General features: G+C 64.7%; 14 protein-coding genes. 2 read left to right on the top strand and 12 right to left on the bottom strand.

Going from position 1 to position 14678, the window contains the following annotated elements; genetic code table 11:
• Positions 1 to 9: 9 nt before the first annotated feature.
• Positions 10 to 405 (bottom strand): VOC family protein, encoded by a 396-nt coding sequence (locus tag ABIB78_RS14025; protein WP_429025225.1) that lies wholly within the window; start codon positions 403 to 405, stop codon positions 10 to 12.
• Positions 406 to 726: a c-type cytochrome gene (locus tag ABIB78_RS14030; RefSeq protein ID WP_429025359.1), complete on the bottom strand. Its 321-nt coding sequence runs from the start codon at positions 724 to 726 to the stop codon at positions 406 to 408.
• A 387-nt stretch (positions 727 to 1113) separates the two neighbouring features.
• Here ABIB78_RS14030 and ABIB78_RS14035 point away from each other — a divergent pair, with 387 nt between their 5' ends.
• On the top strand, positions 1114 to 1419 hold the full coding sequence (locus ABIB78_RS14035) for a hypothetical protein (protein ID WP_429025227.1): 306 nt from the start codon (positions 1114 to 1116) through the stop codon (positions 1417 to 1419).
• 259 nt (positions 1420 to 1678) lie between these two features.
• On the opposite strand, the gene arfB is transcribed toward ABIB78_RS14035, so the two are convergent.
• The 8 genes from arfB to ABIB78_RS14075 form a co-directional block, all read right to left on the bottom strand.
• Positions 1679 to 2098 carry an alternative ribosome rescue aminoacyl-tRNA hydrolase ArfB gene (gene arfB, locus ABIB78_RS14040; protein ID WP_429025230.1) on the bottom strand — a complete coding sequence of 140 codons (420 nt, stop codon included), beginning with the start codon at positions 2096 to 2098 and terminating at the stop codon, positions 1679 to 1681.
• A 188-nt stretch (positions 2099 to 2286) separates the two neighbouring features.
• Positions 2287 to 3651, bottom strand: a complete 1365-nt coding sequence (locus ABIB78_RS14045; protein WP_429025233.1) for a M16 family metallopeptidase — start codon at positions 3649 to 3651, stop codon at positions 2287 to 2289.
• Positions 3648 to 5039, bottom strand: coding sequence for a M16 family metallopeptidase (locus ABIB78_RS14050; RefSeq protein ID WP_429025236.1), 1392 nt, complete (start codon positions 5037 to 5039; stop codon positions 3648 to 3650). Before ABIB78_RS14050 ends, ABIB78_RS14045 begins: the two co-directional genes overlap by 4 nt.
• A gap of 153 nt (positions 5040 to 5192) precedes the next feature.
• On the bottom strand, positions 5193 to 5924 hold the full coding sequence (locus tag ABIB78_RS14055) for a hypothetical protein (protein WP_429025238.1): 732 nt from the start codon (positions 5922 to 5924) through the stop codon (positions 5193 to 5195).
• Between the two features lie 102 nt (positions 5925 to 6026).
• The gene (lspA, locus tag ABIB78_RS14060; RefSeq protein ID WP_429025240.1) at positions 6027 to 6524 is read right to left on the bottom strand and encodes a signal peptidase II; all 498 of its coding nucleotides are present in this window, start codon (positions 6522 to 6524) and stop codon (positions 6027 to 6029) included.
• A 168-nt stretch (positions 6525 to 6692) separates the two neighbouring features.
• Complete coding sequence (ileS, locus tag ABIB78_RS14065; protein WP_429025242.1) at positions 6693 to 9707, bottom strand: isoleucine--tRNA ligase; 3015 nt, start codon at positions 9705 to 9707, stop codon at positions 6693 to 6695.
• 211 nt (positions 9708 to 9918) lie between these two features.
• Positions 9919 to 10470: a sugar O-acetyltransferase gene (locus ABIB78_RS14070; RefSeq protein ID WP_429025244.1), complete on the bottom strand. Its 552-nt coding sequence runs from the start codon at positions 10468 to 10470 to the stop codon at positions 9919 to 9921.
• Positions 10467 to 11450, bottom strand: a complete 984-nt coding sequence (locus ABIB78_RS14075) for a bifunctional riboflavin kinase/FAD synthetase (protein ID WP_429025246.1) — start codon at positions 11448 to 11450, stop codon at positions 10467 to 10469. The genes ABIB78_RS14070 and ABIB78_RS14075 overlap by 4 nt, the downstream gene beginning before the upstream one ends.
• Before the next feature lie 214 nt (positions 11451 to 11664).
• On the opposite strand from ABIB78_RS14075, the gene ABIB78_RS14080 reads away from it, so the two are divergent.
• On the top strand, positions 11665 to 12060 hold the full coding sequence (locus ABIB78_RS14080) for a response regulator (protein WP_016844467.1): 396 nt from the start codon (positions 11665 to 11667) through the stop codon (positions 12058 to 12060).
• Positions 12061 to 12291: 231 nt separating this feature from the next.
• On the opposite strand, the gene ABIB78_RS14085 is transcribed toward ABIB78_RS14080, so the two are convergent.
• Complete coding sequence (locus tag ABIB78_RS14085; RefSeq protein WP_429025250.1) at positions 12292 to 13146, bottom strand: TIGR01459 family HAD-type hydrolase; 855 nt, start codon at positions 13144 to 13146, stop codon at positions 12292 to 12294.
• Between the two features lie 114 nt (positions 13147 to 13260).
• Positions 13261 to 14673, bottom strand: coding sequence for an EAL domain-containing protein (locus ABIB78_RS14090; protein WP_429025252.1), 1413 nt, complete (start codon positions 14671 to 14673; stop codon positions 13261 to 13263).
• Positions 14674 to 14678 lie beyond the last annotated feature (5 nt).

Below are 14678 nucleotides of genomic sequence, written 5' to 3' on the forward strand. Positions count from 1 at the left end.
CTAATTGGATTAACCAAAGCGCCCGCCGCGCTGGATCACCTCGATCTTGTAGCCGTCGGGATCGGAGACGAAGAAGAAGCGCGCCAGCGTCTTGCCGTCATGCTTGAAGTCGCGCAGTGGCCCGGGCGACAGTTTCTCCTGCTCGAAGCGCGCGTGCTCTGCATCGACGTCATCGACGACGACGGCGAGATGGCCGTAGCCGTCGCCGAGCGCATAAGGTTCCTTGCGATCGAAGTTGATCGTGAGCTCGACCTCGAAGGGCGAGGACGGATGGCGCAGGTAGATCAGCGCGAAATCGGGAAATCTCAGATTGTCCGCGATCTCGAGGCCGAAGGCGCGCTTGTAGAAGTCGAGCGCCCTGGCCTCGTCGAAAACGCGGATCATCGAATGCACGGGTTTCGCCATTCAGTTCAGCTCCTTCAGATAGGCGATGATGATGGCGCGGGTGTCCGCCTTGGCCTGCCGATAGGCCATCACCGCGCCGGGGATCACCTCTTGCGGATTGGTCAGCCAGGCATCGAGCCTGGCGTCGTCCCAGACGAAATCCGCCTTGGCGAAGCCCGCGGAATATTTGAAGCCGTCAGCCCTGCCGGCATGGCGGCCGATGATTTTGTTAAGCGACGGACCTTGCCGGACGGGATCTGACGTGTTGGTGGTGTGGCAGGTCGCGCATTGCTGCCTGAACAGCGTCGCCCCATCGGGCGGCTTGGCGGCGGGCAAGGGCATTTGCGCGGCGGCCATTTGCACTGCAAATATCGCGCTGCAAAATCCGAGCCCGATCGTCCACATCGCGCGCAGCCTTGTCATATACATCACCGCCTCTGCGCGGTGACTGTAGGGGGCTGAAATCAGCCGTTGGTAGTAGCGGGCTGTTTCACAGCAGAACAAAGATGGGCGGCGATCTGGCGCGGAACCGACGATTGCCAAATATGCGGACGACAATTTCGCAAAATGACCGCGAAATCCCTGCACGATCACCACACGACGCAGCTTGCATCTCGTGTGCGCCGTTTGCGGAAATTCAATCTCGCGCGATGGGGTTCAGGGTCGGCGCTGCAAACGGCGCACGCCAGCGCCGCTCCTCCATCGTCAATTAAAGTCCAGGAGAAATGGATGACGTTTGCAAAAACCAGCGTGCTCGCCCTTGCCATCTCGGCCGCGATGGCCGGCCCCGTCTTGGCACAGGGGACGGCTGCACCGGATACCCAGCTTCGCGGCGGTGCACAGGGCCGAGGTACCATGCAGCAGGGCGGCGGCATGTCCGGCAGTGGCGACGAGGATATGGCGGCCCAGCCGACTGCTCCGACCCAGAAGAGCGGTACCAGCGCCAAATCGGGCAGCAAGGGTACGGTCGGCAGCGGACATCCGACACCGAAGTCGAGCGGTTCCGAGACGGCGCCTGGAACCAAGAAGTACTAGAGCATGATCGGTTCTGATTAATCAGAACCGAAACTCCAGTCTCTTGGTCTGACGCGTTTTCTTCACGCGAATCGGCATCCGCTTCGCGCGAAAACGCGTCTCCCCGCGATGATCGGATCCCGGATGCAGCGCTGCGCGTGCGCTGTGTCCGGTGCTCCCTAGAGTGATTTTCCGTTCCGATTGAATCGGAACGGGCTCTGGAGTCATGTTTGACGCGTTTTCTTTGCGCGAACCCGAGCCCACTTCGCTTGAAAACGCTTTAGTCTTCGAAGCGGCGGGTGCCGCGACCTGCCTTGATGTCGCCGCGGCGTTTCTTGCCCTCGAGCCGGCGCTGCTTGGAGCCGAACGTCGGCTTGGTCGGCCGCCGCGGTGTCGGCCGCACCATCGCTTCCTTCAGCATATCGAGTAGCCGCTCGATCGCATCGGCGCGATTTCGTTCCTGGGTGCGGAAGCGGAAGGCCTGGATCACGATCACGCCGTCCTTGGTCATGCGGCTACCGGCGAGGCGCGCCAGCCGCTGCGCGGCGTCGTGCGGCAGCGCGATCTTGTGCGTGTCGAAGCGGAGCTGCGCTGCGGTCGAGACCTTGTTGACATTCTGCCCGCCCGGACCGGAGGCGCGGACAAAGACGATCTCAATGTCGTTCTCGTCGATCGTAAGGTCGCGGGACACCCGCAGCATGGCATCACCCGTGGAGGGAAGAATCGGCGGCCGCAGGATAGCGGGTTTGGCTGTGCTTGGGTGGTGTTGATGCAGTGTTCGACGACTGCGATCCGAGTGCGCGGCACCCCTCTCCCCAACCCTCCCTCAGTGGGGGAGGGTGGGGAGAGGGGTGGCCACAAGGAGGTGCGCAGCCATGCCGAAACGCGTCAGTTCGCTTTTGGCGGCGCCGAGACCGGCTGCGCTGCGGCTTGCGGCGCGCGGCCGACGATTACGGTGAGCAGACCATTGCCCCAGAGCTTCCTGGCGACCCGCTTGGCGTCGTCGAGCGTCACCGCATCGACGATGGCGTTGCGCTTCTCGATGTAATCGATCGGCAGCTTGTCGAGCTGGTATTGCAGCATCGCCTGCGCGAGCTTGGAGGAGGTGTCGAGCGCCAGCATCTGCGAGCCCTTCAGATAGGACTTCGCCTCGTCCAGTTCCTGCTGCGTCGGGCCTTCCTCGGCGATCCGGCGGATCTCCGCGTCGATCGCATCGACGGTCTCGCCGGCGCGGTCGGCGCGGGTACCGGTGTTGCCGATGAACAGCGCGGAGTGATCCATCCAGAGCAGCGCTTCATAGACCGAGTAGGCCAGTCCGCGCTTCTCGCGCACTTCCTTGTAGAGCCGCGACGACAGCCCGCCGCCGCCGAGAATGTGGTTCACCACATAGGCCGGCATGAAATCCGGGTCGTGCCTGTTGATGCCGGGGCCGCCGAACGTGACGACGGTCTGCGGCACGTCGAGCGGGACAAAGGCGCGCTGCGGCGGCTTGCTCGCCACGACGTCGGCAATCGGCGTCAATTCGGCTTTCGCCGGCAGGCCGCCAAAGGTCTTGTCCAGCAGCTTGCCGAGCGTCTCGGGATCGACGTCGCCGACCACGGCGATGCGCAGCGTATCCTTCGCAACGATGCGGCGGACATAGTCCTTGAGGTCGGAGATCTCGATCGTCGGCACGCTCTCGAGCGTGCCGGTGGCGGTCCGGCCATAGGGATGGTCGCCGAATGCCAGCTCGAGGAACTTGCGGCCCGCCAGCGAGGAGGGATTGGTCGATTCGCGGCGCAGGTTCGAGATCACCTGGGCTCGGATGCGTTCGACGTCCTTCGGCTCGAACCGCGCCGAGGTCAGCGCCATCCGCAGCAGGTCGTAGGCTTCGTCCTTGTTGTCCTTGAGCATGCGCAGCGAGCCGCGGAACTGATCGCGGTTCGACTGAAAGCCGAGCTCGATGGCGCGGCGTTCGAGCCGCTCATGGTAGGTCTTGGAATCGAGATCGCCGGAGCCCTCGTCGAGCAGGTCGGCGACCAGATTGCCGACCCCGGACTTGCCGGGCGGATCCTGGCTGGCGCCGCCGCCGAAGGAATATTCCATCGCGATCAGTGGCACGGTCGCATCCTGCACGAACCACGCCTCGATGCCGCCGGGCGACACCAGCCGCTGGATCTTGGCCGCGGCCTGCGAGGGCGCCGATGTCAGCGTCAGCAGCGCGGCGCAGGCGCCGCCGATCAGCGCCGCGCGGCGGGTGAGGGAATAGGTCACGAGCGCTTCTCCTCGCGTTTCGGCGCAGTATCCTTGATCAGATAGCCGGTCACCGACCGCTTCTTGTCGAGCCAGGTGGCGGCAGCAGTGCGCACCTGTTCGGCGGTAACGGCGCGAATGCGATCCGGCCAGCTCCTGATGTCGTCGATGCTGAGCCCGGTGGTCAGCGCCCCGCCATACCAGCGTGCCAGCGTCGCCTGGTTGTCCTGAGCGTAGATCGCCTCCGCGATGAGCTGGGTCTTGACCCGTTCGAGGTCCTCGGCGCGCGCGGGGTTCTGCGCGAGGTCGGCGATCACCTTGTCGATCGCGTCCTCGATCTGTGCGAACTCGACGCCCGGCTTCGGCGTCACCGAGATCGAGAATTGCGACGGATCGAGCGAGGTGCCCTGGTAGCCGGCGCCGGCGCCGATCGCGAGACCCTTGTCGATCACCAGCGAGCGATAGAGGTAGGAGTTGGCGCCGCCGCCCATCAATTGCGCGAGCACATCGAGCGCCTGGCTCTCGCCTGCTGCCGCAGTTGTCGCCGACGGCACCAGGTAGTAGCGCCGCAGGCTCGGCTGCTCGACGCGCGGATCCGACAGCGTCACGGTACGTGGCGCCGCCGGCGTCGGCTCCTGTGGCCGGACCCGCTTTTCGGGGATCGCACGCTGCGCCGGGACCGGGCCGAAATTCTTCTCGACCAGCGGACGGATATCCTTGACGTCGACGTCGCCGGCGATGACGAGGATCGCGTTGTTCGGAGCGTAGAAGCGCCGGTAGAAGGCGAGCGCATCCTCGCGGTCGAGCTTCTCGATCTCCTGATGCCAGCCGATCACCGGCCGGCCGTAGGGATGGTTGAGATAGAGCGCGGCCATGATCTGTTCGGTGAGCCTTGCATCCGGGTTGTTGGCGACCCGCATGTTGAACTCTTCGAGCACGACGTCGCGCTCGGGCAGCACATTCTCGTCCTTCAGGATCAGGCCGGTCATACGGTCGGCCTCGAACTCCATCATGGTGGGGAGCTGCTCGCGCGGCACGCGCTGGAAGTAGCCGGTGTAGTCGGTGGAGGTGAAGGCGTTCTCGTTGCCGCCGACACGCAGCACGGTCTGCGAGAACTCGCCGGCCGGGTGCTTCGCGGTGCCCTTGAACATCAGATGCTCGAGGAAATGCGCGAGGCCCGATTTGCCGGGCGTCTCGTCGGCGGAGCCGACCTTGTACCAGATCATCTGCGTCACGACCGGCGTGCGGTGATCGGGGATCACCACGACCTGCAGGCCGTTATCGAGCGTGAAGCTGGCGGGACGTTCCGAGGTGACGGTGGTCTGGGCGCGGAGGCTGGCGCCCGATAGCGGGATCGTGGAAACGAACGCGGCAGCGAACAGGGCAATCGATCGGCGTGAGCGCATCATGGTCCTTATGAAAGCCCGGACACACGGCCGGGGGCGCGAAAGCAAGCCATCGTACACGGTCATGCCCGTGCCCGTCGTCACGAAGCGGCGAGACGCACGCCACCCCGCATTAAGCTTTGCACATGTCAGCCTTCGCCCGTGGAGGCCAAGCGATCACTGCACCGGTTTTCCGGTCATGACGTCGAACTGGCCCTCTTTCGCCATCGGCTGCATCGGTCCTGTGCCATAGGCAAAGCCCGAGGATGGCGTCTGATAGCCCGGCGGCGGCTCGGTCAGGGAATCGCGCGTCGGCTCGCCCTTGAACGGCTTGGACTCGCTGCTGTTCCCCTTGAAAATGCCGAGCAGGCCACCGGTGTAACCGAGCTGGTTCGGCATCAGCGATGGATTGGTGTTGGTGCCGGGCTCGAGCGGTTCCTTCCTGCCTTCGGTGGCCGTCTGCTGCTTGCGGCCGGCCTCGATCTCGGCCTGCGTCAGCGGCATCGCCGATTCCCAGGACTCCTTCTTGACTTCCTTCTTGCGCGCCGCGATCGCGGCCTTGCGCCTGGCGATATCGGGGTCCTTCGGCCAGTTCGGTGCGTTGGCCTGAGTGGCCGAGGCGGGCGGGGGCAGGTCGAGCTTCGGCGGCACCACCAGCGGCGACCGTTCGCGATAGTCGATGCCCTTGCTGGCCGCGCTCTTGGCGCCGAGCCCGGTCATCAGATTGTCGACGATCCGCTCTTCGAAGGTCAGGCCATCATCGCCGTCATCCTCGTCGTCGCCGGCACGCACCGGGCCAGCCGTCACGACCAGGCCGATTCCGGCCGCAACCAATGCCAGATGCAGGCCACGCAGCAGCGACAGCCGGGACGTCTCGATCAGGTAACCGCGGGCTTTGGTGTTGCGCATCGCGCTATTCCCATCTCAAAATTCGCCAAAGCGATCACTGGCTTAGCGCTCAGTTCCGCTAGGTGCAGGTCAACCGCGCCGACCGGCTCGTATCGGCCGGGATCAGGGCGCTTTTACGGCGGGGGTCCCCACGACGGAATCATACAATAGGGCCGCCACGCCAGCAACGATCGCCACGTCGGCGAGGTTAAATACGTACCAATTGAAGGTTTTTCCCTCGATCTCGACATGAAACAGGGCAAAATCGACCACGGCGCCATAGGCGAAGCGGTCGATGCCGTTCCCGATGGCACCGCCGATGATCAAGCCGAGCGACAGGGTCGCCAGCCAGGTCCGCGACCGCGCCATCCAGATCGCCAGTGCGATCACGGCGGCGGCCTTGATCACCATCAGCAGAATCTGGGCCGCCGGGGTCTCGCTCTGAAACCAGCCGAAACTGATGCCGGGATTCCAGGCGAGCACCAGGTCGAAGAACGGCGTCACCTGCACCGCGCCGCGGTGGGCAATGCCGAAAACGTGGAGCAGCCAGAGCTTGGAGGCCTGGTCGGCGATCAGGGTGATGACCGCCGCCAGCACGCCGGCGCGAACGGGAGGGCTCATTGCCAGCCCACCAAAGGTGTCGTCCCTGCGAAAGCAGGGACCCATACCCCGTGTCGGGTGTTGCTTGAATGACTCGGAGTCATCAACCTCAGTCCATTCCAGGCAGCGGTGGTTATGGGTCCCTGCTCCCGTGCGCAATTGCGCACTAGGCAGGGACGACAGCGGACGTTAGGCGCTGACCCCCAGCGCCTTCCATTCGCGCAGCGCTTGCGCGTCGCGCGGCGAGACGTCGGGATATTCCGGATCCTCGCCGACCGTCGGGAGGATCTTCCACGAGCGCGCGCATTTCGTGCCGACCGCCTTCTCGACCACCACCGCAACGCCGGGCACCGCGTCCAGGCGGAAGGCATTGGCCGGCGCCTCGCTTTCGCGCACCTCATAGTTCGAGGTGATGCAGACCTCGGCGAGATCGATATCGAACAGCGTTGCCAGCATCTCCCGGTCAGCGACGTAGATCACCGGCGATGCCTCGAGCGAGGAGCCGATTCGCTTGGCGGCGCGTTCGAGCTCGAGCGCGCCGGTGACGACGCGGCGGACGTTGCGGATCGTCTCCCACTTCGCGGCGAGGGCGTCGTTGCGGAACTGCTCGAGACCCTCGGGGAACAGCGTGAGATGCACCGAAGGCTCCGCGTTCGGCCGGTACATCCGCCAGGCTTCGTCGGTGGTGAAGCTCAGGATCGGCGCCAGCCATTTCAGGATCGCGTCGCAGAGCAGGTCGATCGTGGTCAGCGCCGCCTTGCGCGCCATCGAGGACGGCGGATCGCAATACAGCGTGTCCTTGCGGATGTCGAAGTAGAACGCCGACAGCTCGGAGTTCATGAAGGCCGCCAGGCTTGCGACCACGGTCTTGTAGTCGAACGCGGCATAGGCCTCGCGGATCGCCTCGGTGTGGCCGGCCAATTCGTGCAGCATCAGCCGCTCGAGCTCGGGCATCTCGGCAGAGGCGACCTTCTCGCTCGGCTTGAAGTGATGCAGCGTGCCGAGCATCCAGCGGATCGAGTTACGCAGCTTGCGATAGGTCTCGATGGTGTTCTTCAGGATCTCCGGCCCGATGCGCTGGTCGTCGGCATAGTCGGTGGCGCAAACCCACAGGCGCAGGATATCCGCGCCGGAATCCTTGATCACCTTCTGCGGCTCGACGGTGTTGCCGAGCGATTTCGACATCTTGCGGCCGTTCTCGTCGAGCGTGAAGCCGTGGGTGAGCACGATGTCGTACGGCGCGCGCCCGCGCGTGCCGGCGCTTTCCAGCAGCGACGAGTGGAACCAGCCGCGATGCTGGTCGCTTCCTTCCAGATACATCACGGTGTCATTGCCGCCGTCGACCTTGCGGACGATGTTGCCGAGCTGCGGGAAGTTCTGGCGATCTTCCAGCACGAAGGCATGCGTGGAGCCGGAATCGAACCAGACGTCGCAGATGTCGTCGACCTTCTTCCAGTTCTCCGACGCGCGTGGCCCGAGAAAGCGCTCGCGGGCGCCGTCCATGTACCAGGCGTCGGCGCCTTCCTCCATGAACGCCTCGGTGATGCGCTGGTTGACGACCTCGTCCTGCAGGATCTCGGCCGAGCCGTCGCTGTTCTCGCGCACGAACACGGCGATCGGCACGCCCCAGGCGCGCTGGCGCGAGATCACCCAGTCCGGGCGGTTGGCGATCATGCCGTTGATGCGGTTCTCGCCGGCCGGCGGCACCCATTGCGTGACCGAGATCGCGTGCAGCGCGCGGGCGCGCAGCGTGTCGCCCTTCCTGGCATGGCCGTTCTCGGCGATGGGCTTGTCCATCGCGATGAACCATTGCGGCGTGTTGCGGAAGATCACCGGCTTCTTGGAGCGCCAGGAATGCGGGTACTGGTGCTTGAGGCGGCCGCGCGCGAGCAGCTTGCCGGCCTCGATCAGCGCCTTGATTACCGCCTCGTTGGCATCGCCCTTCTCGCCCTTGTCGTTGAGCACGCGCTTGCCGGTGAAGCCCGGCGCTTGCGCGGTGAAGGCGCCGTTCTCGTCGACCGTATAGGGGATTGCAGTGGGGATACCGCGCGCTTCGAGCTCGCGGGTGTTGGCCGTCCAGACGTCGAAGTCCTCGCGGCCATGGCTCGGCGCGGTGTGCACGAAGCCGGTGCCGGTGTCGTCGGTGACGTGCTCGCCGGCGAGCAGCGGCACGATGAATTCGTAGCCGCCACCGAGGCCGCGCAGCGGATGGGCGCATTCCACGGCATCCAGTGTGTCGCCCGGAATCTCGCGGACCTTCTCATAGGACGTGACACGCGCCTGCTTGAACACCTCTGCCGCGAGCGCATCGGCCAGGACCAAGAGATCGCCGGTCTTCGCCCAATTGTCCGCGGGCGCGTCCGTCACCTTGTAAAGGCCGTAGGCGATCTTCGGCGAGAAGGAGATCGCGCGGTTGCCGGGCAGCGTCCACGGTGTGGTGGTCCAGATCACGACCGACGCATTGGCCAGCGCGCCATGCGCCGGCGAGGTGACCGGGAATTTCACCCACACCATGTCGGAGGTGTAGTCTTCATATTCGACCTCGGCCTCTGCGAGCGCAGTCTTCTCGACCACGCTCCACATCACGGGCTTCGAGCCGCGATAGAGCGTGCCGTTGGCGGCGAACTTCATCAGCTCGCGGGCGATCTGGGCTTCGGCGGGATAGCTCATCGTCTGATAGGGATGATCCCAGTCGCCGATGATGCCGAGCCGTTTGAACTCTTCGCGCTGCACGTTGATCCAGTGTGTCGCATAGGCGCGGCATTCCTTGCGGAACGCGACCATCGCGGCGGAGTCGCGGAAGTCGGGCTTCTGCCTGCCCTTGGAACGGTAGTTCTCCTCCTCGATCTTCCATTCGATCGGCAGGCCGTGGCAGTCCCAGCCCGGCACGTAGTTGGAGTCGAAGCCGAGCATCTGCTGGCTCTTGGTCACGACGTCCTTGAGGATCTTGTTCAGCGCGTGGCCGATATGGATGTTGCCGTTGGCGTAGGGCGGACCATCATGCAGCACGAATTTGGCGCGGCCCTCGGCCTCCTGCCGGAGCTTGTCGTAGAGGCCGATGTCGTTCCAGTATTTCAGGATTTCCGGCTCGCGCTGGGGCAGGCCGGCGCGCATCGGGAATTCCGTCTGCGGCAGGTAAAGGGTCTTGGAATAGTCCCTGACGTCAGTCTTTTGGGCGTCGGTCTTTTGCGGCTTCTCGGACATAAAGGCTCTGATCTGGCAGGTGGGGGCGCGGATACGCGATCATTCGCGGGTGAAACGACGAAATCCCGGTCTTGCGCCGAGCCTTCAGGCTCAGGCGGAAGCCGGGCCGCTAATCCGTATGATGCGCCGCGAAAACATGGGGTTTCCATAGCAGCCAAGCGGGGAAATCGCAAAGCCCCCCGCCGCTAGCTAATCAGGGCGGCCGGGTCGCCTAGGAGGGCCGTGGCCGGGCCGGATTTCCCGCCGCGATCGCACCTGACGCGACGTCCCGCGTCACCACGCTGCCGGCCCCGACCAGGGCGCCGTCGCCGATCGTGACGCCGGGCAGGATGATGGCACCGCCGCCGATCCAGACATCGCTGCCGATCCGGATCGGGCGGCCGAATTCCAGTCCGGCGCGCCGGGTCGCGGCGTCGCGCGGGTGATCGGCGGTATAGATCTGCACCGCGGGCCCGATCTGGGTGCGATCGCCGATCACGACCTCGACGACGTCGAGGATCACGCAATTGAAGTTGAGGAACACGCCGTCGCCGAGGCTGATATTGGTGCCGTAATCGCAGAAGAACGGTGGGCGGATCACGGCATCCTTGCCGACCCTGCGGAAGCGTGCGGAGAGCAGCGCGTGCAACTCGCCCGCGGAAGATGCGCCTGACGCGTTGTAGCGCGCCATCCAATGTTCCGCCGCGGTATGGTCGGCGGCGAGCTCTGCATCCGGGCGATACAGCTCGCCCGCCAGCATCTTTTGCTTTTCAGTCCTGTTCAACCAATCACCCCGAGCTGCGGGAACGCGTCCGGCGCCGCGGCAAGTAGCGCGCGCGCCTTGGCGCTGTCGTCATCCATCTGGCGTATCAACGCCTCGATGGTGTCGAATTTCAGCTCTTCGCGAATGAAACTGACGAATGCGACATCAAGCACCGTGTCGTACAGATCGCCCTTGAAGTCGAACAGGAACACTTCAAGCAGCGGCGCGCCGTTGTCGAAGGTCGGGCGGCGCCCGAAACTTGCGATGCCGTCGAACCGCATTTTGTCGTTGTCCTGGGCCTTGCCGACCCGCACCGCATAGATGCCGTGCTTCAGGCCGCAATGCTTGTCGAGGCGGATGTTGGCGGTGGGGTAACCGAGATCGCGGCCGCGTTTCTCGCCGTGGATCACCTTGCCGGTGATGAACCACGGGCCGCCCAGCATCGCGGTGGCATCAGTGACCTGGCCCTCGGCGAGCGCCATGCGGATGGCGCTGGACGAGACCGGCCGCTCCTCGATGTCGATATGGGCCTGCACATCGACTTCGATGCCGAGCCGCGGCGCTTCGCTCACGAGCAGGCTCGGCGAGCCGACCCGGCCCTTGCCGAAATGGAAGTCGTAGCCGACCGCGATTCCGCTGATGCCGAGCCGGCCGATCAGGTCATGGTGAATGAAATCCTGTGCCGAGGTGCCGGCGCGCGCCTTGTCGAAGGTCATCACGACGGCACCGGCGAGCCCGGTCGCCGCGAGCAGCCGCAGCTTGTTGGTCTCGTCCGTGAGACGGAATTGCGGGGTGTTCGGGCTGAAGAAGCTGCGCGGATGCGGCTCGAAGGTCACCGCGAGCGCGGGCACGCCGTGCGCTTTGCCCATCGCCAGCGCCGCGCCGATCACGGCGCGGTGACCGAGATGGACGCCGTCGAAATTTCCCATCGCGACCACTGCGCCTTTCGGAATGGCGCTAGCGGGGGTGGTGTCGCGGATAACGGTAAAGCCGGTGCTCATGAGCGGTATTCTTCAAGGATTCTTAAGCATGGTTGTTGCGCGCCGGACCGTGACGCGGCGGCGGCGTGGAAGTCAAGCGGTGCGAAAATCGCGTCAAATCCGTAACAATCCGGATTCAGCCGGTTAACGCGCTGTTTAACGCCTGCTGCTAGTCGTTGGCGGAAACCTGCGTTTGTGCAGAAGCCAAGTTGCGTTAGTGGTTTTGGGAGGAAAGATGGCGGTTGATTTGTCCATGCCGGTTCTGGTGGTTGATGATTACAGCACCATGATCCGCATCATCCGGAATCTTCTCAAGCAGCTTGGATTCGAGAATATCGACGATGCCTCCGACGGCTCTGCGGCGCTCAACAAGATGCGCGGCAAGAAGTATGGCCTGGTGATTTCCGATTGGAACATGGAGCCGATGACCGGCTACGACCTGCTCAAGGAAGTCCGCGCCGATCCCAATCTCGCGACCACGCCCTTCATCATGATCACGGCGGAATCCAAGACCGAGAACGTGATCGCGGCCAAGAAGGCCGGCGTGAACAACTACATCGTCAAGCCGTTCAACGCGGCGACGCTGAAGACCAAGATCGAGGCGGTCTTCCCGGACATGGCGACGGCGTAGGGCGCCCGACGATTGCATCAATTGAAATTCAGGTCATGCCCGGGCAGAAGCGCGCCTTCGCGCTAGATGTCCCGGGCATTTACTTACGCGTGTGCGATTTCGGAATATTAGAAGAGTAGCCCTGAGTTGCCCGACGTGTCAAGGCGACTGGTCGAACACCGGGCGCCATGGGCTACTTTGCATGGGGTTGTTTTCGATATTTTGGCGGGCGCGCCCCTGCGGAGTTGGCCGCTACCACTTCAGCTCGCGCATCAGCGCGCGCGGCGGATGGCCGAACAGTTCCTTGATCGAGGCCGCATCGAGTTGCTCGATGCCCTCGAACTGCTCGGAATGGATGCCGCGGGTGACGAACAAAAGGTCGATGCCGAAGCCGTGGGCGCCGGTGAGATCGGTCCGCACGGAATCGCCGATCGCGAGCACGCGGCTGAGCTCGGTCGGACGCCCGCGGCGTTCGCCGGCCAGCGCCATGGCGCGTTGGTAGATCGGCCGGTGCGGCTTGCCATAGAAGATCACCTCGCCGCCAAGCTCGCGATAGAGTTCGGCAATTGCGCCGGCGCAATAGATCAGCCGGTCGCCGCGCTCGACCACGATGTCCGGATTGGCGCAGACCAGCGTCAGCTTGCGCTCGAGCGCCTTCAGCAGCGTGTCGCGATAATCCTCGGCGGATTCGATCTCGTCGTCGAACAGGCCGGTGCAGATGATGTAGTCGGCCTGCTCCAGCGGCACCAAGGTGGCATCGAGGCCGCGATGGATCGAGCTGTCGCGTTCCGGGCCGATCCAGAAGATCTTCTGGCCGGGATGATCGGCGACGAAATGGCGCGTCAGGTCGCCCGAGGAGACGATCGCGTCATAGGTCTCGTCGGCGATGCCGAGTTTGCGCAGCTGGCGCTGCACGGAATCGGCCGGACGCGGCGCGTTGGTGATCAGGATGACCGTGCCGCCACGCTGGCGGAAGGTGTGCAGTGCCTCGCAGGCCTCGGGAAAGGACTCGAGCCCGTTGTGCACGACGCCCCAGATGTCCGACAGCACCACATCGACGCCGTCGACGAGGTCGCGCAGCCGCTCCACGAAACGCAGCGAGGTCATGATGCGAACCGCCGGCCAGAGCCGCCGTTCAGATCAAATCGGAACGGGGCTCTCGATTCTATTTTTGACGCGTTTTCTTTACGCGAACCGGTGCCCACTTCGCTCGAAAACGCTCTAATTCGGACCGAGGGCGCGGCGCGCCAGCGCGGCGCTGCCGGTTGCACGCGGCGGAGCTGCGGGGTTGGAGACGGGTGCTGAAGTGCTGGCGCCATTAACATCCTGGGGGTTGGCCTGCGGAGCTTCGGCGGTAGCAGATGCCCCTTCCGGCCGCAACGGCCGCGGCGGCGCGAACAGGAAGCCCTGGCCGAACCGGACATCATAGTCGAGCAGGTCGACCACCGAGCGCTCGCCCTCGATCCGTTCGGCGATCAGGTCGATGCCGAAGCGGCCGAGCAGGTCGGAAAGATCGGAAGGATGGATATCGGTGGTCGCGCTCTGCTTGGCGTCGAGCAGCAGTGCCGCCGGCACCTTGATGAAGCGGACGCCGCGATCGGCGAGCTCGCGCGGCTCGAGGCGGAGGTCGCTGACATGGTCGATCGAGAACCGATAGCCGCGCTGCGCCAGCGCCGCGAGGCTCTCGCTTTCAACCGGGCCGAGATTGCGGAAGGTCGCCTGCTTGAACTCGAGCACGAAGGACGGCGCCAGTGCGCGGTTGGCCTCGAGGAAGTCGAGACATTGGGTGAAATGCGTCGGGCTGGACAGCGTCGCCGCCGACACGTTGCAGAACACGCCGACATCCTTGCTGCGGATCATCAGGCGGCGCAGCACCTGGACGCAGCGAAGCATCACCATGTGATCGATGCGGCCGATCAGGCCGCCGGCCTCGGCTGCCTCGATGAAATCGTCGGCGGCAAGGACCTGGTCACGCTCGTCGCGCAGCCGCGTCACCGCCTCGTAATAGCGCACCTTGCGCTGCGGCAGCGTCACCATTGGCTGCAGGTAGATGTCGAGGCGGTTGTCGTCGATGGCGTGCTTGATCGCGCCGATGAGCTGGGTCTGGCTGCGTGAGATCGCCGCTGGAGGTGCGGGCGGTGGCGGGGGCGCAAAGACGACGGTCGGAGCTGGCGCGACCGGCTGCAGCAGATCGTCTCGCGGGGAAGTGACTGGTTGCACCGCCGGACCTGCCGCCAGCAGATCTTCATGATGGGCGACGGATGCCGCGAGCTGCCGTACCAGTCCGCCAAGCTCGCTGATCTCGCCGGCCATGCCCTGCATCCGGTCGGCGCCGGTGGAGTTGGCCGAGGCGACGCGGCCCTCGACCGCGGCCAGCCGGCGGCCGAATTCGGCGACCTGGCGGGCGAGGTCGGCGGTGCCGCGCGACAGATCCGCGATCTGGCCGCCGACATCGCTGCGGTCGCGCAACCGCATCGAGACGGCGTTGTAGAGGATCAGGCAGGTGAGGGCGGTGAGCGCCACGATCGCCGATTCCGATCCGCTGATGCCCGCCACCGAATACAGGACGAAGCCGAGTGAGGCTGCGACCAGCACCATGCAGATGGCGATGAAGATCGTCGAAATGCGAATCATGTCGC

The organism is Bradyrhizobium sp. I1.14.4, assembly GCF_050435825.1.
Classification (GTDB): domain Bacteria; phylum Pseudomonadota; class Alphaproteobacteria; order Rhizobiales; family Xanthobacteraceae; genus Bradyrhizobium.